Here is an 18,858-nt window from a genome sequence, read left to right on the forward strand (position 1 = left end):
CACTCCTTAACCCTTAAGGTTTACTTATGACGCAATCTTCCGTTGGACCTGGTGAGTTCTACCAGGTTGTTGGCGTAGGCCCACACTCTAAACCATGGCCGACCGATAATCACTTTGATCTGGAATTACTTGAGCAGGGTGATCGCAGAAATGTCTTAGATAAATATAGATATTGGAAGGTAGAGGCAATTGTTGCCGATCTTGATACCAAACGACATGATCTGCAAATTGCAATTGAAAATTGGCAACATGATTTAAATATTGGTTCAATTGTTAGAACTGCAAATGCTTTTAATGTTTCAGCAGTTCATATTGTTGGAAAGCGTGATTGGAATCGGCGGGGCGCGATGGTGACTGATCGCTACTTAACAGTGCATCATCATGCAACGGTGGAAGAATTTAAAACCTGGTGTGATGAAAATGAATTACCAATAATTGGAATAGATAATCTTCCTATTTCTAAATCACTAGAGAGTGCTGATCTGCCTAAAAAATGTGTGATGTTATTTGGCCAAGAGGGTGCTGGCATGAGTGAAGAAGGGGTTGCAGTTTGCTATGTAGTCCTTGCTATCTCTCAATATGGTTCAACTAGATCGATGAACGCATCAGCTGCTGGAGCGATTGCTATGTATGCCTGGGCGATGCAGCATTTAAATCCAGTAAATCATCCAAAAAATTAAGCTTCGTCAATTACCTCAGTAACAGCATCTAGCCTTCTAACAATCTCATCCGCCTCATTTTCACGATCTAGCTTTCGAAGAGTTAGCGCTATTTTTCGCTCGATATCGATTATAAATTCAAAATCTTTAAACTCAGCCTCAGTCACACTCTCTAATACATTTTCAAGTGTCATTAGCGCCTCTTCATATTGAGCAAGTCCCATCTGGGCTTTGCCTAACTCAAATGATGAGTAAGTCTCACGTCTGTGGTCATGGGCGGTTACAAAAACATCTAAAGATTTTTGAGCAGCAGTCAGCGCTCCCTGGGCGTCACCTAATTCAGTTAAGCAATGGGCAATCTTTTGATCGCACCTTGCCACATTAATAACCTCTTTTAATCTCTTAAATAGTGCTCTTGATTCCTTAAAAGCCTCTAGAGATTTTTCATAATTTTTTAACTCGCGATAAGCACAGCCAATTAAGTGAAGATCATTAGCTGCTCCTGAGTCATTGCCATCAACTAAATGCTCCTGCACACACTCATTCATGCACTCAATTGTCTTTTCATACTCCTTTGAGTTAAACCACCACTCACCTAATGTGCAGGCAAGCTCAATTGCCATTGGCGACTTTGTCTCACGGAGTAAATCAACAGCTTTACTCATCGCGTTCGCTGCTTCATTCATTCTTTTCAGTTGGTTTAAGTTATAACCAATTGCTGAATATGCTTGAGCTAATCCTTCAGTTGGAGCAACTGCGCCTAAATCTGCATAAATATCTCGGGCAGTCTCAGCTAGTGCTAGAGCTTCATCATATTGACCACGTGCATAGATTCGCGCACTTAATTCATAATAAGTATTTGCCCGATCTAAACCTTGGACCTCTGGAATTCTCTCCCAAAGCATCTCTTCAGTAATAATCTCTTCAGAGTTAATATCTTCATTCTCTGAGTTATCTGACAACTTTGACCTTTCACTTCTGTAGGTTGGCAACCCGATTACCTTAGCAGTTTGCCCCCACCGCCTGGATGGGAATTGGCTAAGAGTTCACCCAGCTTTTAAAGCCATCGGCTGCGCGTTCGAGCATGTCTAATACCTTTTTATACTCAGCTAACTCCATTCCGTAGGGGTCAGGAACACTAAGTTGGTGAGCATCTTCACCCTCTGGATCAATATTTTGTAGTTCTGGGTCAAAGGATAAAAACATCAAAATCTTATTTTTATCTTCTTCACTCTTTGCAAGTTTTACTAACGCAGCTCGATTACTTAAATCCATTGCCAGGATTAAGTCATGCTGCTTAAAGAAACTATCCTTAAATTGTTTTGCTTTATGTTGATACTTATATCCGGCCTCTTGCCAAACTTGAATTGAGAAAGCAGAAGCATCCTCACCAACATGCCATGGCCCAGTACCTGAGCTATCAACTGCCACCTTAGGTTTTGTTAGATCAGCACATTTATTAGCGAGTAGGGCATTGGCTAAGGGTGAGCGACAGATGTTGCCCAGGCAGACTAGGTGAACACTAATTGCCTCTGATCTACGCACGCTTTGCAGGTAGTTGCTCTGGTTTTCTGAGTACATATAAATGCGAGTATAGTTTTCCCACGTGCGTTTCATAAATAACCCAAGCCACGATCTGACCTATGACGATGTCTTTATGGTCCCATCCTTTTCAGAGCTTGCTAGCCGAATGGATGTTGATTTAACCGCCATCGATGAAACTGGCACCACAATTCCATTAGTTGTCGCAAATATGACCGCTATAAGCGGACGACGAATGGCTGAGACTGTTGCAAGACGTGGTGGCATTGCAGTTATCCCACAAGATATTCCACTTGAGATAGTTGCAGATGTTATTGCTTGGGTTAAATCTAGACATCTAATCTTTGATACCCCAGTTACTTTAAATCCAAATGAGACTGTGGCGGACGCGATTGATTTAATCACTAAACGTGCTCATGGCGCACTAATTGTGGTTGAAGACAACAAACCAATTGGCATTGTTACCGAAGCAGATTGTGAAAATGTGGATCGCTTCACCCAACTAAATAAGATTATGTCTAAGGATTTAGTGACGCTAAATGATGATGTCAGCCCGAAGGCAGCCTTTGAATTCTTAAATGAAAAGCGCCGAAGATTAGCTCCAGTAATTGATAAATCAGGCAAATTAGTTGGAATCATTACAAGAACTGGCGCACTTAGGGCAACTATGTATCAACCGGCAGTGGATGCAACCGGCAAGTTAAAGGTTGCAGCAGCAGTTGGAATTAATGGTGATGTTGCCGGTAAGGCAAAGGCATTACTTGCAGCAGGGGCTGATGTACTAGTTGTTGATACTGCTCACGGTCATCAAAAGAAGATGGTTGATGCTCTAAAAACAATTAAAGCCTTAAATCCAAATGTGCCAATTGTTGCTGGAAATGTTGTTACAGCAGATGGCACAAGAGAGTTAATTAAAGCTGGCGCAGACATTGTTAAAGTTGGTGTTGGGCCAGGTGCAATGTGTACAACACGTATGCAAACCGGTGTTGGTCGTCCACAATTCTCCGCTGTTCTTGAGTGCGCAGCAGAGGCTAAAAAACATGGCAAAACTATTTGGGCAGATGGTGGCGTTCGCCATCCAAGAGATGTTGCTCTAGCACTTGCTGCAGGGGCGTCCCAAGTAATGATTGGTTCTTGGTTTGCCGGCACATATGAATCCCCGAGTGATCTAAGAAAAGATTCTGATGGCAGACTTTATAAAGAGTCCTTTGGTATGGCATCTGCTCGCGCAGTTGCTGCACGAACAGCCAGTGAAGATGCATTTGATCGAGCACGTAAATCTTTATTTGAAGAAGGTATCTCTACCTCCAGAATGTATATAAATCCTGCACGCCCAGGAGTCGAGGATTTAATTGATGAAATCATCGCAGGACTTCGTTCATCTTGCACTTATAGTGGCGCTAAGAACTTAGTTGAGTTTAATGAAAAGGCAGTAATTGGAATTCAATCAGCTGCAGGTTATGCCGAAGGCAGACCGCTATTTACTTCTTGGAAGAATTAAACTTCCTGTTTTTTAATTTCTTTTCTAGATAACAAGATGTGCCCAATAAATCCAATAAGTAATGCTGCAATCACACCTAGATTTGCATAAGCCCATTGACCCTCTTTACCGCCAATTGGTCCCAAAAAATAACCTTGCCATGAAAGCCAAGAAGCAAGTGAGTTAGTAACTAATCCCCAACCAATAATTGTTCCAAAAACAATTAAGCCAATAGATTTAAAGTTATAAGCACCATATCTGCCATTAGGATCAAATAATTCTTCCTCGGCATAGCTTTTGCGAAGTAATACATCCGCCACAAACAAACCAGACCATACAGCAACTGGCACGCCTAAAGTGATTAGAAAACCTTGGAATGGCACAAAGAAATCACTAGCAAACCAAACTAGATAAATAGTGCCTATTGTCATAATCAAGCCATCAATACTTGCTGCAACGTATCTTTTAACTGGTAATCCAATTGAAACCAGAGTTAAACCAGATGAGTAGAGATCTAATATCGCTCCTCCTATTAATCCAAGAATTGCCACAAAGGCAAATGGAATTAAGTACCAGGTAGGAAGCAAGGTAGTTAATGCGCCAATTGGATCTGTTGCTACTTGCGCATTTAACTCATCACTACTTGCAGCAAGGAGTGATCCATAAATAACTAAGATTATTGGAACAAGGGAAGCGCCAAATATGGTCCAACCAACAACTGCTTTTCCAGAAACAGTTCTTGGTAGATATCTGGAGTAATCAGCTGCGCACCCAACCCAACCAAGACCAATTCCGGTAATTGCAAAAATTAGAGCGCCGATAAACCCAGCTGTTGTGCCATTTTCAATTGCTGCAACCTTTGCCCAGTTAACTGAATCAATAGTTAAAAGTATGTATCCGACAGTTAAGCCTATTGTGGTTATGGTGAGAAAGAATTGAATTTTCATAATCACTTTAAAACCTAAAACGCCTCCAATTATTGTTAGGCCACCCGCTAGTAAAAAGCCAAATACCTTTGATAGATCTGGGTCAATATTGCCAACGCGTGTAAAAACAGTTTCAGAAGCTAGTGTGGCAAGGGATACTAAAACTGTCTCCCAACCAACAAATATTAAGTAAGACAAAAATCCGGGTAATCGGTTTCCTTTAACCCCAAATGCCGCGCGAGATAAGGTCATAGTTGGTGCATTGCTTCGCTTTCCTGCTAACGATGAAATAGCAACCAATGCAAATGAACCAAGTGTGCCAATTATTGCTGCAACTGTTGCCTGCAAGAATGAGATTCCAAACCCAAGAAAAAATGAGCCATAAGAGAGTGCTAAAAATGAAACATTTGCTGCTGCCCATGGCCAAAATAAAGAGCGAGCATCACCACTTCGTTCTGATTTGTTAATAAAATTTATGCTATTTGATTCAACTGCGCTAAATATTGTTGCCATAGGAAATCTCTTTAACTCTGTTGTTTACTACTACCTTGGGCGCTTTCGGCGCTCATGTGGACGTGGCCTAGATTTCTTCTTCTTACCGCCACCCTTAGATCTTGAACCGCGATAACCGCCAGATCTACCGCCACCACCACTCTTTGTACTTGTGGCAGTAACAATTGGAATCCCAGATGGCTCTGCAGCTCCAGTTACCTTTACTAAATTGGCATCCATTGGCCTAACAGTTGATTCATTTAATCGAACTCCTGCTCTCGCCGCTAACCCATGCACACCTTTTCGTTGTTTATGAGTTGCAAGAGTTACCACAGTTCCAACAGCGCCGGCCCTTGCAGTTCTGCCAGCTCTGTGTAAATAATCTTTATGATTTTCTGGTGCATCAACATGAACTACAAGCGAGACATCATCAACGTGAATTCCTCGTGCTGCTACATCTGTTGCAACTAACGCGTTTGTAGCTCCTGACTTAAATGCCTCTAAGACTCTTGATCTTTGGGCTTGAGTTTTGCCACCATGGAGTGCTCCAACTGAAACTCCTGCTTCATTCATCCGCTTAGTTAACTTATCTGCCCCATGCTTAGTTCTAACAAAGAAAATACTCTTTCCTTTTCTAGCTGCAATCTGTGAGGTAATTAAATCTTTGTGTGACTGCTCCATTATCAACACATGGTGAGTCATATTTCCTGCAGTTGATTTCTCGTTAGCAAGAGAGTGGGTAACAGGATTTCTTAAGTACTTCTTAACCAATGAGTCAACATCTTTATCCAATGTGGCGCTAAATAGCATTCGCTGGCCACCAGGCTTAGTTAAATCTAAAATTCTTTTCACATCTGGCAAAAATCCCATATCCGCCATTTGATCTGCTTCATCTAAAACAGTTATCTCAATATCATCTAACTTAATATGCTTCTTTTGAATCAAATCAATTAATCTGCCAGGGGTTGCTACAACAATTGGCACGCCACGTTTTAAAGCTTGAATCTGTTTCGAGTAAGAAAGTCCACCTGCGACAACCTGTGAATTTAAATTAACTGATCGTGACAAAGGTGCAATCACATCGCTAATCTGCATTGCAAGCTCTCTAGTTGGTGATAAAACCAAAGCAAGTGGCCTCATAGAGGCAGCATTTCTTCCAGCAAGTCTGGTCATTAACGCCAAACCAAAGGCAAGAGTTTTACCTGAACCTGTCTGACCTCGACCTAAAATATCTTTACCAGCGATTGCATCAGGCAGTGTTGCTTTTTGAATTGGAAATGGCTTTTCGATTCCAGAGGTATGTAATACCTTGGTAAGCGCAGCGTTAACGCCTAAATCTTTAAATGACATATATCAACCTATCAAGACATGATGCGCGTCTTGGTGGTGATTTGAGATTAAGACTCGCAAGGCACTTACAAATTGTAAGCACATGGGGAACTACTGGCTTAAGTTTACCTTATATTTTAAGAAGTTATTACCAACAATTAATCAACACGAATTTTGTTGTTATTCACTAACAACTCAACGGCAACAATTCCTTTATCTCCGTCATTTGATTCAGGCTTAACCCACTCAATTTCGACATCGGTCAACCCGCTCTTAATCTCATCCTTAAACCAAGAATCCGCTAATTGCTCATCATCGGCAATTACTATTTTGGAAATTTTTGCAACACTATTTCCATCTTTTGATGGATGTTGCTCAGTTAGCCATTGAATGAAAAACGGTAGCTCACCGGCTCCGGTGATCTCTCTGACACCAATCTGCTTCCACTTTAATTCGCTGCCATCAGGCTTAGTTCGATAGCCATCAGCAGCTTTTCTACCAAATTTTTCTTCAACCTTTGCTAAATCATTTGAGCTAAACACCCAAGTTAGCCAACCGCCACCGGCATCCGCTTTTTTCTTAACTGCCTGTCCAAAAGGAGTTGCATCTGTTGCAGGATGATCAAGTGGGCAAACAATTTCTATGTATTGACCATTAAGTAATGGCGCTGTGAAATTTCTTGTGCCAAACTTTGGATGAATTCCGCCGTCAACAAATGCGGTTCCAATTTGGGAACCAATTCGATTAACAACATCAGAAATCTGATCGTGGGAAGCAACGTAGGAAACATGGTCAAGACGCATGAGAGTATTTTGCCTTACTTGTGAGGGTGCTAATTACCATTTTCTTAACGTAATACACACATCAATGCTTCAATAAGTAATAAAGGTGCTGCATTTTGGGCCAAATTTCGTCGAGTTTTTAAGATCGCTTCAATTTTGCCAAGAGTTTTGGCCGGGTTAGTCGAAGTTGCCATTAATTTGATTTGCTCAAGTAAATCCTGATTAATTAGTGAATCAGTTGAGTTTGATTGAAGAAGCAGTACATCTCTATACAGCGTTGCAAGATCTAGGAGTGCTCGATCTAAGTAATCTCTGACCATTCTTGTTGATCTTGATTTTTGTTCTTTCTCTAACTCCTTCACAGCTTTTGAACCACCACTAGCCATTTTGCTACCTGTAGCACCCCAAGCCTCTTTCAATTTCGAAATTTCATCTTCATCTTTTTTCTCAGCATCAGTTAGCGCATCAGCTTTGGCTGCATCTACTAAAAGCTGTGCTGCTTTAAATGCTGAAGCAATATCTTTGATCATTAAGGGTAGTTTCAAAATATTTGCCCGGTTTTGTCTTGCGTTAGCATCTGTGGCCAATCTTCTTGCACGCCCAATATGACCACCTGAAGCGCGTGCTACAAACTCAGCTGTTTTAGCGTCCACTGCATCTCTTTCTATCAATAAGTTAGTTATTGCTTTGGTAGATGGTGTGCGCAATGACAGATGTCGACACCTTGACCTAATAGTCGGCAAAACATCAGTTAAAGTTGGAGCACAAAGTAACCAAATAGTTCTTAAGCCTGGTTCTTCAATTACTTTAAGTAGTGCGTTCGCAGCAGAATCAGTTAAGCGATCAGCATCTTCAATTACAACAACACGATAATTTGCAACAGATGGTGCCCAAGAAGCTCTGGTGATTAATTCTCTAACCTCATCAATTTTTATAGACAAGCCTTGAGTTTTAATCAATTCAACATCTGCGTGCGTGCCAAGAATTGTTGACAGACAATCATTACATTTACTACAACCACCCTCTTTGCAAACTAAAGCTGCAGCAAATGCAATCGCTGCATTTGAGCGCCCTGAGCCGGGTGGGCCGGTGAAAAGCCAGGTACTTGTCATTACCTGGCTTAAATCATTTGAATTATGAGCCGCTTGGGCAGCATCTTTTAAGATCTCAACCACTTGAGATTGATCAATCAAAGATGAAAAAACACTCACAGTTATTTAAAATTTCTTTTCAAAGTTTTAATGGCGCCTACTCGTTCAATAATAATTTGATGAATTTGTTCGATAGTTAAAGATGCGTCCACCACCAAGAAGCGTTCAGGATCAAGGTGGGCAAGGTTTAAATACTCCTGCCTTACTCTTTCATGAAAAGCTAGTGGTTCACTCTCTAATCGATCAGTTGAATGCAATCTACCTAAGCCGATCTCGGCCGGTAGATCCATAATTACAGTTAAGGTCGGAGTTAAAGACTCTGTTGCCCATCTAGAAATTCTTGCAACCTCACTTGGTAGTAATACCCTGCCAGCTCCTTGGTATGCAATTGATGAATCAAAATATCTATCTGTAATTACTATCTCTCCTCTTTGCAGAGCAGGTCTAATTAAAGAGAAAACATGATGGGCTCTATCTGCTGCATACATTAAAGCTTCAGCACGAGGTGAAATCACACCAGTTTTATTGTCCAATAAAATATCCCGTAATTGATTACCTAAAGTAGTTCCGCCAGGTTCACGAGTTAATAAAACCTCTTCACCATTTTTCTCAAGCCAATCTTTTAGCAATTTTGTTTGAGTAGATTTGCCAGAGCCTTCTCCACCTTCAAATGAGATAAATACTCCACTTGTTACCTGACCTGTGATCGCACCTAACTCACCACGAAATGCTGATTTGATATCACTTAAGAGTGAAACATTTGGTCGATCTCTCATTTGTCTATATGAAATAACTCCAACCAAAACTGCGATAAGACCAGCGAAAAACATCGTAAAGGCGGCGCCGTTATAAGTAACTGTTGTGGTTCTAAAAGAGTATGTGTGCTCACCTATGGCAGCTGCTACCAATGGAGAAATTGCTAATACCAAAACCAGTGAGACTCTTATTAGTGATTGAACAAATGCAAAGGTTCTACCTCGCACCTCATCTTCAACCTCAAGCCCAAGCATGGTGAATCCAGTTACCCAAGAGATGCCAGAGAATAAGCCAAGTAAAACGGTGATAAAGATTGCAAGTACTAGGTTTAAAACCAAGGAGAGAATTACTAGTAATAATCCTGAAATAGTTAATGAAATTCCAAATAATCTTCTTCTAGAAAATTGTGCAAATACCCTTGGCCCAAATGAGATACCTAGTGCTAGCCCAAAAAATACAGCCGCAAATAAAATTCCATAAGCAGCTTCACCGGCTTGTAGATCATCAACAAAAGTTCTAGCTAATCCAATTACAGCACCCGCTGCAAAGAAAGCACCAAGCATTCCAAATATTAGACCTCTAATGATTTTAGAGCCTTTGATAAATGAGAAGCCCTCCCAAAGTGATTTGCCAATTGAAGAAGAATTTAATTTCTGGCTTGGCCCAGATGGAATCTCTTTTAATCGCCAAACTGTGTACGCACAAAATAGAAAACTCACTGCGTTTATATAAAGAGCTAGATCTGCAGCCGAGGCTGGTGTGGTGTTTCCCAAAGCTGCATTTATTGCACCTGTAAACAATGCAAGAGTAGAAAACAAAATCGCAGCAATTGGAGCAGTTCCATATGCTGCAAGAAGTGATACCTGATTAGCACTTTCTAACTTAGATTTAGGAACAAGGTTTGGAACTGATGCTTCTTTTGCAGGTGACCAGAATAAGGTAACAATTTCCACCAAAATCGATGCGGTATATAGCCAAAAGTAGTTTCCAACAATTGGAATTGAAAGATATAGGGAAAAACGTAAAACATCACAAACAATCATCAGTTTTCTACGATCAAACTTATCTGCAATAACACCAGCAAATGGACCTAAAATTACTGCTGGTAACAACCTGACAATAAATACGCCTGCAATTGCAAAGTTTGCCTTTGCATAATCACCACCTGCTAATTGTTGAGCTAATGCAGTTGAGGCTAGGAGTCCAAGCCAATCGCCAAAGGATGAAAACGCCATCGCTTGCCAAAGTTTTCTAAATGCAGGAATTGCAAGCACGCTTCTTGATTCAGTTTGCGCAGGCGCTGCTGGATATGGCAAAGACATGTTGGAAGTCTACTTGTGACTAGCGACCGCTATTTTGGCGCATTTCCAACACCAGTTGCAGCCTTTTTGGCTTTCTTTTTCGCCCCCGCACCTTTCACAGTTTTCTCAGTAAGTGTTGGTGCACTTTTCTTCGCTCTCTTGCCTTTCTTTTTTGATCCACCAGGGTTTTCAATCTCCCAAGCCCGACGTCCCGCAAGTAATTCAAGAGCACGTTCTAATGTAAGTAACTCAACCGCGTCACCGCGTCTTAATGTTGCATTTGTTTCACCATCTGTTACATAAACACCAAATCTGCCATCTTTAACAATTACTTCACGCTCTGTTTGTGGATCTTTACCTAATTCTTTAAGTGGTGGCTTTGCAACACCACGCCTTCTTACCTTTGGTTGTTTATATATTTCAATTGCTTCTTCTAGTCCAATAGAAAACAATTGATCTTCACTTGTAAGAGTCCGTGAATCTGCACCGTGTTTCATATATGGGCCATACCTACCATTTTGAACGGTAATGATTTCATCTTGATATGAACCTAAAGATCTTGGTAGAGACAGCAAACGAAGTGCGTCAGATAAATCAACTGTGTCTAATGACATTGTTGAAAGTAATGATGCTGTCTTTGGTTTAGGCGCATCTTTTTTCTTACGTTTTTTCTTAGCACCCTCTTCAACTATCTCTTCAGGAAAAACTTCAGTTATATAAGCACCAAAGCGTCCAGACTTAGCAATAACCTCTAGCCCAGTTCCCGGATCCACTCCTAATTTTCGCTCACCCGATGGTTTGGCTAATAATTCAATTGCAACAGGAAGTGTTAATTCATCCGGTGCCATCTGCTCTGGGATATTGGCAAACTTACGATCATCACCTTGGCCTTGTTGCAGGTAAGCACCAAATCTGCCAACTCTGATTTCAATATCTTCACCCATCTTCATGGTGTTAATTGCTTGCGCATCAATTGCGCCTAGATCAGCGGATAAATCAGCTAACCCTGGATTATCTTCTGTGCCATAGAAAAACTTTGTAAGCCATGCGACTCGTTCTTCATCACCATTTGCAATTCGATCTAAATCCTCCTCCATAGAGGCTGTGAATTCATAATCAATTAGCTTTGTGAAGTGCTGCTCTAATAATCCTGTAACTGAAAATGCTAAAAAAGTAGGAACTAATGCACGTCCACGTTTTGCAACATACCCTCGATCTTGAATAGTTTGCATAATTGAAGCAAAGGTTGATGGCCGGCCAATTCCAAGCTCCTCTAGTTTTTTAACTAATGTTGGCTCGGTATACCTTGCTGGTGGTTTTGTCTCATGCCCCTCACAGCTGTATTCATTTACCTTTATCTTTTCACCAACACTCATTGCTGGCAATCTGCGATCAGTATCTTCAACATCTGCCTTATCTTCAACAATATCTTCATAGGCTGCTAAAAATCCAGCAAATGTAATTACTGATCCATTTGCACGAAATATTGCATCAGCGCCAGTTTTAGTCTTAACATCAAAATCAACTCTCATTTGCTGCTTCTTTGCATCAGACATTTGGGATGCAATAGTTCGCTTCCAAATTAAGTCATAGAGTGCAAACTCATCTCTTGATAACTCTGGCGCTAATTCACCAGGAGTTCTAAATGATTCACCTGCTGGTCTAATTGCCTCATGCGCTTCTTGGGCGTTTTTTGTTTTGCCTTCATAAACTCTTGGGGTTGCTGGCACAAACTCTTTTCCATAAAGTGCTTGGGCAGATGATCTTGCTGCTGTAATGGAAGAGGAAGAAAGAGTTACTGAATCTGTTCTCATGTAGGTGATATAGCCGTTTTCATATAATCGTTGAGCAATGCGCATTGTTAACTGTGCTCCCCAGCCAAGACGAGAACCTGCATCTTGTTGCATGGTTGAAGTTGTAAAGGGTGGTTTTGGTCGCTCAGTTCTTGGTGATTCCTCTAATGATTTAACAACCAGTGATTGACCTTGCAATGATTGAACTAATTCTCTAGCACCTGCTTGATCAAGTAATAAAATATTTGCAGCAGATTTATCTTTTATCCCACCGTTTGCATCAAAATCATTTGTAGCAGCAACTCGCTTACCATTTAATGATAAAAGCCTTGCTGAAAATCCTGCCTCGCATGCTGCTGCTAAATCCCACCAACTAGATGAAATAAAGGCCATACGTTCACGCTCGCGCTCAACAATTAATCTAGTTGCAACTGATTGAACACGTCCTGCTGAAATTCTTGGCATAACTTTTTTCCATAAAACTGGTGATAATCGATATCCATAAAGGCGGTCTAATACGCGCCTTGTTTCTTGGGCATCTACTAATCGATAATCTAAATCACGAGTTTCCTTAGCTGCTTTTACAATCGCATCCTTGGTAATTTCATGAAAAACCATTCGCCGAACTGGAATCTTTGGCCGTAATACTTCAATTAGATGCCATGCGATCGCTTCACCTTCGCGGTCTTCATCCGTTGCCAGAATTAATTCATCAGCATCCTTCATTAACTCTTTTAACTCGGCCACTTTAGATTTTTTATCCGGGTTAATTACATATAAAGGGGCAAACTCCTCTTCAATGTTTACGCCCTCTTTTGCCCAGGCAAACTTTTTATACTCCTTTGGAATATCAGCTGCCCGTTGTGGTAAATCGCGAATATGGCCCACGGATGCTTCAACAACATACTCATCCCCTAAAAAGGAGCCAATCTTGCGCGCCTTTGCAGGGGACTCAACAATTACTAACTTTGTTCCCAAAGTACTTCCTTCTTAACTTAAATGGGGAAGAGTAAAGCTTTAAGCGATGGCGGTTGCGCGTTTGCGGTTTCGCACCAAAGCCCAAATGATTACCAAGGTTGCAAGGAGTGCAATCACCATATTCATTGTTTGATTATCATCTAATGTGAAACCAACAATTGCAGGGGTAATTAACAAACCAACAAGGTTCATTACCTTAATCAATGGGTTAATGGCTGGGCCGGCTGTGTCCTTAAATGGATCACCAACAGTGTCGCCAACAATTGTTGCTTTGTGAGCTTCACTGCCCTTGCCACCAAACTTGCCATCTTCAATCATCTTCTTCGCGTTATCCCAAGCTCCACCGGAGTTAGATAGGAAGACTGCCATTAATGTGCCAGTTCCAATTGATCCAGCAAGGTATGCACCAAGTGCGCCCACGCCTAAACCAAATCCAACTGCGATTGGCGCCATAACAGCAAGTAATCCTGGAGTTGCAAGTTCACGTAATGAATCACGTGTACAGATATCAACTACACGGCCGTACTCAGGCTTTACCTTGCCAGTCATAATTCCTGGGTACTTCTTAAATTGTGCGCGAACTTCAACAACTACCGCGCCAGCAGCACGGCTAACAGCGTTGACTGCAAGGCCTGAGAACATAAAGACCACAGCTGCGCCAATAATTAATCCAACTAAGTTTCTTGGATCTGCCACATCTAATACGCCTTGCAGTGAAAGAACCTGATCTTTAACTACCAAGCCTTTTTCAAGAACAGAGTTCTTAATTGCATCGGTAAATGCGCCAAATAATGCAGTTGCTGCCAAAACAGCGGTTGCAATTGCAATACCTTTTGTAATTGCCTTTGTGGTATTTCCAACTGCATCCAGTGAGGTAAGAATCTTTGCACCTTCACCCTTAACATCACCGCTCATCTCAGCAATACCTTGTGCGTTATCTGAAATTGGTCCGAAGGTATCCATTGCCACAATTACGCCAACAGTTGTTAGCAATCCTGTTCCTGCTAAAGAAACAGCAAATAGTGAAAGCACAACAGAGCCGGCGCCTAATAAATATGCTCCAAATACTGCGCCAGCTATCAATAATGCAGAGTAAACAGCTGATTCAAATCCAACTGAAACACCAGCAAGAATTACTGTTGCTGCCCCTGTCTTTGAAGAGGCTGCCACATCATTTACAGGCCTCTTGCCAACCTCAGTGAAGAAGCCGGTAAGTACTTGAATAGCTGCAGCTAGTGCAATACCAATTAATACTGCGCCTAATGCAAATACTCTTGGATTAATATCAATCCCTTGAGCCTCAGCAGACAAACCTGACATATTCATTAATGAATCTGGAAGGTATGTAAAGGTTGCAAAACCAACTAATACTGCGCTGATAATTGCGCTGGTAAAGAATGAGCGATTAATCGCTGTCATCGCTGACTTATCACTCTTGCGTAATTTAGTTAAGAAAATACCTAGTACTGCAGTGATAATTCCAATTGCAGGCACGATCAATGGATAGATAAGACCAGCATCACCAAATCCTGCTTTTCCAAGAATTAGAGCTGCTACCAGTGTTACTGCATAGGACTCAAATAGATCTGCTGCCATACCAGCACAGTCACCAACATTGTCGCCAACATTGTCTGCAATAGTTGCAGCATTTCTTGGGTCATCTTCTGGAATTCCCTTTTCAACTTTTCCTACTAAATCTGCGCCAACATCAGCAGCCTTTGTAAAGATACCGCCACCAACGCGCATAAACATTGCAAGCATCGCTGCGCCAAAACCAAATCCTTCAAGTACTGCTGGTGCATCCTCTTTGTAAATGATTACAACAAGAGATGCTCCTAAAAGTCCAAGTCCAACTGTTGTCATACCAACTACGCCGCCGGTGCGGAATGCAATTTGAACTGCACGCTCTGCTGACTTCTTACGAGCTGCCTCTGCTACGCGAACATTTGCTCTTACCGCTAGCCACATACCGTTGTAACCAACGAGGGCTGAAAAACCAGCACCAACTAAGAAAAATATTGAGCGACCAATTCTGATATCTGTTTCACCAGGGAGTGCAAATAACAAGACAAAAACTATCGCCACAAAAACGGAGAGTGTTTTAAATTGGCGAGATAGATAAGCCGCAGCACCTTCTTGAACAGCTGCTGCAATCTCCTGCATTTTTGCTGTGCCCTCATCTTGGGCCAGTACCTGTGCTCGAAGAGCGAAGGCGATGGCAAGTGCTGCCAGTGAGATTCCTAAAATTACATATACGTAGGTGAGATTAGTTCCGCTAACTTGGACAAGATTCAATGAACTCTCCTTGGGTAGGGCTCAACTTTGAGCACTTGACTGACGACGGGCGAGTTTACGCATACTGGCTCCCCTTTTTACAAATAAAGAGGTATGCCGTGGATAAATCACGCTTAATTTACCCATCTTGGGCAGATACCCTGACCCCCAAGATGAATTTATTTGATGCCCACTCAATAGTTACCGATCTTGGCCTGATTGGAATCTTGGCTATTTTATTTGCCGAAACTGGTTTGTTAGTTGGCCTAGCTTTTCCAGGAGATTCACTTCTATTTGTAGCTGGCATTGCAGCCTCTGGCACAGGAGCTGCCCTTTTAAATGGAAATCAATTGCCAACCTTAGAGTTATTCATTGGCGCACCAATTGCAGCAATAACTGGTTCATTTGTAGGCAGGTGGTTTGGCGCAAAGTATGGCCGTAAGTTATTTGATCGACCAGATGGCAGATTCTTTACACAGGCCAGAGTTGTGCAAACTGAAAAATGGTTAGAAAAATACGGAATTGGTAAAGCATTAATATTGGCAAGATTTATCCCATTTGTTAGAACTTTAATCAACCCAATGGTTGGTGTAATTAATATCCCAACTAAAGTATTTATGTTTTGGAATGTAGTTGGCGCAATAATTTGGACTGACGGAATTATCCTTCTTGGATACTTATTGGGTGAAAAAATTGAGGGATCTGTAGATAAATTCTTACTACCGATTATTGGATTAATTATTGCGCTTAGTTTGCTGCCGATAGCAATTGAGATTTATCGGGAGAGAAAGCGCAAGCACTAATGAAGGTCTTGCACATTATTACCAGAATGAACACGGGTGGTCCTGCTGTTTTCTTAGATCATTTAACAAGTGCCATGAATGATTTAGATACACAATCAACTATTGCATATGGATATTGTGAATCAAATGAAAGTGACTTTACTCAAACTCATAAACTTGGTGCACAACTTTTAGAAATCAATACTTTGCATCGATCACTAAATCCACTAGATGATTTAAGAAGTTTCTTTAGTTTAAGAAGGATGATTAAAGAAATGAAGCCAGATTTAATCAACACACACACCTCTAAAGCAGGCGTGCTTGGCAGGCTTGCAGCAAAATCTGTAAATAAAAATTCGCCTGTGGTTCACACCTTTCACGGTCATTTAATTTATGGTTATTTCGCTCGCTATAAATCTTCGGTGTTTACTGTAATTGAAAAAATTATGGGTAAATACACAGATGTAGCCGTTGCTGTCACTAGTGAAACTAAGCGCTCATTAACAAATCTTGGGATTGGTAAAAAGCTTTTATGGAGAGTTATTCAGATTGGAATCCCGGTAAAAACTATTGAGTTTAATCAAGGGCAAAATGGAGTATTTAACTTACTCTGGGTTGGGCGCTTTACAGATATCAAAGACCCGAAATATGCAATTGAGGTAGTCAAGCACCTTTCAAAAGCATCACCAAACAATTTTTCACTCACCATGGTTGGTGAAGGTGAACTGTTTTCCAAAATAAAAACGGAAGCAAAAAATCTGCCAATCAAATTTACTGGATGGCTTACTGCTCCATTTGAAAACATAACTGATTTTGATCTACTGCTAATTACTAGCAAGAATGAAGGCTTGCCGCTAGTTATGTTAGAGGCAGCAAATTACGGTAAGCCAACAATTAGTAATAATGTCGGTGGCATATCTGAGTTTATTTCTAATAATCAAACCGGGTATTTAACTGAATTAGATCCAGTAAAGATGGCGAATCGAATAATAGAAATAGCCTCTGACAGGAAATCACTTCACCAAGTCGGACTAAACGCCAATAAATTGTTGAGTGAGAAATTTTCAGTAACTAAAATGGCAGAGAATTACAAAGACTTATATATGCAATTAGTGATTCGCAAGTAACTCTGCTTGCGCATCTTGTAAAATCTCACTTAAAGATTTGTTTGGTACCCAACCTAAAACTTGTTTGGCTTTTTCATTACTAGTAACCAATGCGAAACTGTCCCCAGCTCTTCTGTCAGCAAACCGATAGGAAATATTTTTCTTCAAAGAATCTTCTGCAGTTTTGACAACCTCAAGCACTGTTGAACCTGTTGAGGTGCCCAAATTTATTACCTGATTTCCCGGTACCTCTAGCTTGGTCAATGATTTGATTAAAGCATCTGCAAGATCAACAACGTGGACAAAATCTCTTGTTGGAGTTCCATCTTTAGTCGCCCAATCATTGCCAAAAATTAGTAGGGGTTTCTCATTTGAGCTGTGAAGAATGCTTGGAATTAAGTGAGTTGCACCTTCATGCTTAATTTTTAGCCAATTACCTTTTTTAGTTTGTAGAGCACCACCAATATTGAAAAATCTAAAGCAAATAGAAGATATGCCAAGTGATTTTGCATTTTTTTCGAGGTACTGATCAATCTCTAATTTCGTTGCTCCGTAGACATTTACTGGGTTAACTTTTGATTTTTCATTTACTGGATAATCTTCAGGGTCGCCATATACGGCAGCAGTTGAAGCAAATACTAGTTTTTTAATATTTTTTTCGGTGCATTTATTAATCAAATTTAAAGTTCCATTAATATTAACTTTTTTATAAAGCTCTGGCTCTCTTTCACCCTCTTCGACCCTGATTTTCGCTGCTAAATGAAACACAACCTCAACGCCATCTAGTGCTTGATTTAATTTATCATTATCTAAAATAGAGCCTTGGATAAAATCTGCGTTCTCATCAATATTTTCTTTAAAACCATTACTTAAGTCATCAATTACTTTCACCTGATGTCCTGAAGTAATCAACTTATTGACTAAAACTGATCCAATATAACCTGCACCCCCTGTAACAAGTATTTTCATTAAAAGCCTAGATCTGTTAGTTGATACGCGGCACGATATTCAAACCCTGCCTCTTTAACTTTAGCCGCCGCTCCTCTTTCAACAATTACTGCAACTGCAACAACAATTGCACCTGCTTCCTTGAGTGCCTCAACCGCAGTTAAAACAGATCCACCAGTAGTTGAAGTATCTTCCACAGCTAAAACTCTTCGCCCTTTAACATCTGGGCCTTCAATCCGTCGTTGTAAGCCATGTGCTTTTTCTGCTTTTCGAACCACAAAAGAATCTAATTTGCGACCATTTTTTGCGGCAACATGCATCATCGCTGTTGCAACAGGGTCTGCTCCAAGTGTTAAACCGCCAACAGCTTCAAAATCTAAATCTTTGGTTAACTCCAGCATCACTTCACCAACTAGTGGCGCAGCAGTTGCATCTAAAGTAACTCTACGCAGATCAACGTAATAATCAGCCTCTTTGCCGGAGGATAAAATAACTTTTCCATGCACAACCGCTTTTTTTAATATTTCACTTTTTAATGCGTCTTTTGATGACATATAGG

The 18,858-nt window shown here is 40.9% G+C and carries 15 protein-coding genes; 4 read left to right on the top strand and 11 right to left on the bottom strand.

The annotated features are described in order from the left end of the window. Positions 1 to 26: 26 nt before the first annotated feature. Positions 27 to 680 carry a TrmH family RNA methyltransferase gene (locus tag B1s21122_RS06085; RefSeq protein ID WP_095680155.1) on the top strand — a complete coding sequence of 218 codons (654 nt, stop codon included), beginning with the start codon at positions 27 to 29 and terminating at the stop codon, positions 678 to 680. Here B1s21122_RS06085 and B1s21122_RS06090 read toward each other — a convergent pair. Both B1s21122_RS06090 and B1s21122_RS06095 read right to left on the bottom strand, forming a co-directional pair. Beyond that, a complete protein-coding gene (locus B1s21122_RS06090) occupies positions 677 to 1,621 on the bottom strand; it encodes a tetratricopeptide repeat protein (RefSeq protein ID WP_095680154.1) in 945 nt (314 codons plus the stop codon). The genes B1s21122_RS06085 and B1s21122_RS06090 overlap by 4 nt on opposite strands. 76 nt (positions 1,622 to 1,697) lie before the next feature. Further along, positions 1,698 to 2,204 (bottom strand): low molecular weight protein-tyrosine-phosphatase, encoded by a 507-nt coding sequence (locus B1s21122_RS06095; RefSeq protein ID WP_190278557.1) that lies wholly within the window; start codon positions 2,202 to 2,204, stop codon positions 1,698 to 1,700. A 61-nt stretch (positions 2,205 to 2,265) separates the two neighbouring features. Here B1s21122_RS06095 and B1s21122_RS06100 point away from each other — a divergent pair, with 61 nt between their 5' ends. Further along, a complete protein-coding gene (locus tag B1s21122_RS06100; protein ID WP_190278558.1) occupies positions 2,266 to 3,702 on the top strand; it encodes a GuaB1 family IMP dehydrogenase-related protein in 1,437 nt (478 codons plus the stop codon). Here B1s21122_RS06100 and B1s21122_RS06105 read toward each other — a convergent pair. From B1s21122_RS06105 to B1s21122_RS06135, 7 genes are all read right to left on the bottom strand, one after another. Then, positions 3,699 to 5,120: a purine-cytosine permease family protein gene (locus B1s21122_RS06105; protein ID WP_095680152.1), complete on the bottom strand. Its 1,422-nt coding sequence runs from the start codon at positions 5,118 to 5,120 to the stop codon at positions 3,699 to 3,701. The two genes, B1s21122_RS06100 and B1s21122_RS06105, sit on opposite strands and share 4 nt — an antisense overlap. Before the next feature lie 30 nt (positions 5,121 to 5,150). Then, the gene (locus tag B1s21122_RS06110; RefSeq protein WP_095680151.1) at positions 5,151 to 6,449 is read right to left on the bottom strand and encodes a DEAD/DEAH box helicase; all 1,299 of its coding nucleotides are present in this window, start codon (positions 6,447 to 6,449) and stop codon (positions 5,151 to 5,153) included. Positions 6,450 to 6,586: 137 nt separating this feature from the next. Further along, entirely contained in the window at positions 6,587 to 7,231 is a 645-nt protein-coding gene (locus B1s21122_RS06115; protein ID WP_095680150.1) for a VOC family protein, read from the bottom strand. 44 nt (positions 7,232 to 7,275) lie between these two features. Further along, on the bottom strand, positions 7,276 to 8,421 hold the full coding sequence (locus B1s21122_RS06120; RefSeq protein WP_095680149.1) for a DNA polymerase III subunit delta': 1,146 nt from the start codon (positions 8,419 to 8,421) through the stop codon (positions 7,276 to 7,278). A gap of 2 nt (positions 8,422 to 8,423) precedes the next feature. Continuing rightward, positions 8,424 to 10,439, bottom strand: a complete 2,016-nt coding sequence (gene tmk / locus B1s21122_RS06125; RefSeq protein ID WP_095680148.1) for a dTMP kinase — start codon at positions 10,437 to 10,439, stop codon at positions 8,424 to 8,426. A 29-nt stretch (positions 10,440 to 10,468) separates the two neighbouring features. Then, positions 10,469 to 13,189 carry a type I DNA topoisomerase gene (topA, locus tag B1s21122_RS06130; RefSeq protein WP_095680147.1) on the bottom strand — a complete coding sequence of 907 codons (2,721 nt, stop codon included), beginning with the start codon at positions 13,187 to 13,189 and terminating at the stop codon, positions 10,469 to 10,471. 39 nt (positions 13,190 to 13,228) lie between these two features. After that, positions 13,229 to 15,484, bottom strand: a complete 2,256-nt coding sequence (locus tag B1s21122_RS06135; RefSeq protein WP_095680146.1) for a sodium-translocating pyrophosphatase — start codon at positions 15,482 to 15,484, stop codon at positions 13,229 to 13,231. A gap of 152 nt (positions 15,485 to 15,636) precedes the next feature. On the opposite strand from B1s21122_RS06135, the gene B1s21122_RS06140 reads away from it, so the two are divergent. Both B1s21122_RS06140 and B1s21122_RS06145 read left to right on the top strand, forming a co-directional pair. Then, a complete protein-coding gene (locus tag B1s21122_RS06140) occupies positions 15,637 to 16,266 on the top strand; it encodes a DedA family protein (protein WP_095681219.1) in 630 nt (209 codons plus the stop codon). After that, a complete protein-coding gene (locus tag B1s21122_RS06145) occupies positions 16,266 to 17,372 on the top strand; it encodes a glycosyltransferase (protein ID WP_095680145.1) in 1,107 nt (368 codons plus the stop codon). The genes B1s21122_RS06140 and B1s21122_RS06145 overlap by 1 nt, the downstream gene beginning before the upstream one ends. Here the strand turns inward: B1s21122_RS06145 and galE are convergent. Both galE and pyrE read right to left on the bottom strand, forming a co-directional pair. Further along, positions 17,355 to 18,320, bottom strand: coding sequence for a UDP-glucose 4-epimerase GalE (gene galE, locus B1s21122_RS06150; RefSeq protein WP_095680144.1), 966 nt, complete (start codon positions 18,318 to 18,320; stop codon positions 17,355 to 17,357). The two genes, B1s21122_RS06145 and galE, sit on opposite strands and share 18 nt — an antisense overlap. Then, complete coding sequence (gene pyrE, locus B1s21122_RS06155) at positions 18,320 to 18,853, bottom strand: orotate phosphoribosyltransferase (RefSeq protein ID WP_095680143.1); 534 nt, start codon at positions 18,851 to 18,853, stop codon at positions 18,320 to 18,322. Before pyrE ends, galE begins: the two co-directional genes overlap by 1 nt. Positions 18,854 to 18,858 lie beyond the last annotated feature (5 nt).

This window comes from Candidatus Nanopelagicus limnes, assembly GCF_002287885.2.
Lineage (GTDB): Bacteria > Actinomycetota > Actinomycetes > Nanopelagicales > Nanopelagicaceae > Nanopelagicus > Nanopelagicus limnae.

What these genes read in the sequence shown, in the direction of transcription:
- B1s21122_RS06085 (WP_095680155.1), top strand. Translation starts at nt 27, where the DNA reads ATGACGCAATCTTCCGTTGGACCTGGTGAGTTCTACCAGGTTGTTGGC.
- B1s21122_RS06105 (WP_095680152.1), bottom strand. Translation starts at nt 5,120, where the DNA reads ATGGCAACAATATTTAGCGCAGTTGAATCAAATAGCATAAATTTTATT.
- B1s21122_RS06110 (WP_095680151.1), bottom strand. Translation starts at nt 6,449, where the DNA reads ATGTCATTTAAAGATTTAGGCGTTAACGCTGCGCTTACCAAGGTATTA.
- B1s21122_RS06115 (WP_095680150.1), bottom strand. Translation starts at nt 7,231, where the DNA reads ATGCGTCTTGACCATGTTTCCTACGTTGCTTCCCACGATCAGATTTCT.
- tmk (WP_095680148.1), bottom strand. Translation starts at nt 10,439, where the DNA reads ATGTCTTTGCCATATCCAGCAGCGCCTGCGCAAACTGAATCAAGAAGC.
- B1s21122_RS06140 (WP_095681219.1), top strand. Translation starts at nt 15,637, where the DNA reads ATGAATTTATTTGATGCCCACTCAATAGTTACCGATCTTGGCCTGATT.
- B1s21122_RS06145 (WP_095680145.1), top strand. Translation starts at nt 16,266, where the DNA reads ATGAAGGTCTTGCACATTATTACCAGAATGAACACGGGTGGTCCTGCT.
- galE (WP_095680144.1), bottom strand. Translation starts at nt 18,320, where the DNA reads ATGAAAATACTTGTTACAGGGGGTGCAGGTTATATTGGATCAGTTTTA.
- pyrE (WP_095680143.1), bottom strand. Translation starts at nt 18,853, where the DNA reads ATGTCATCAAAAGACGCATTAAAAAGTGAAATATTAAAAAAAGCGGTT.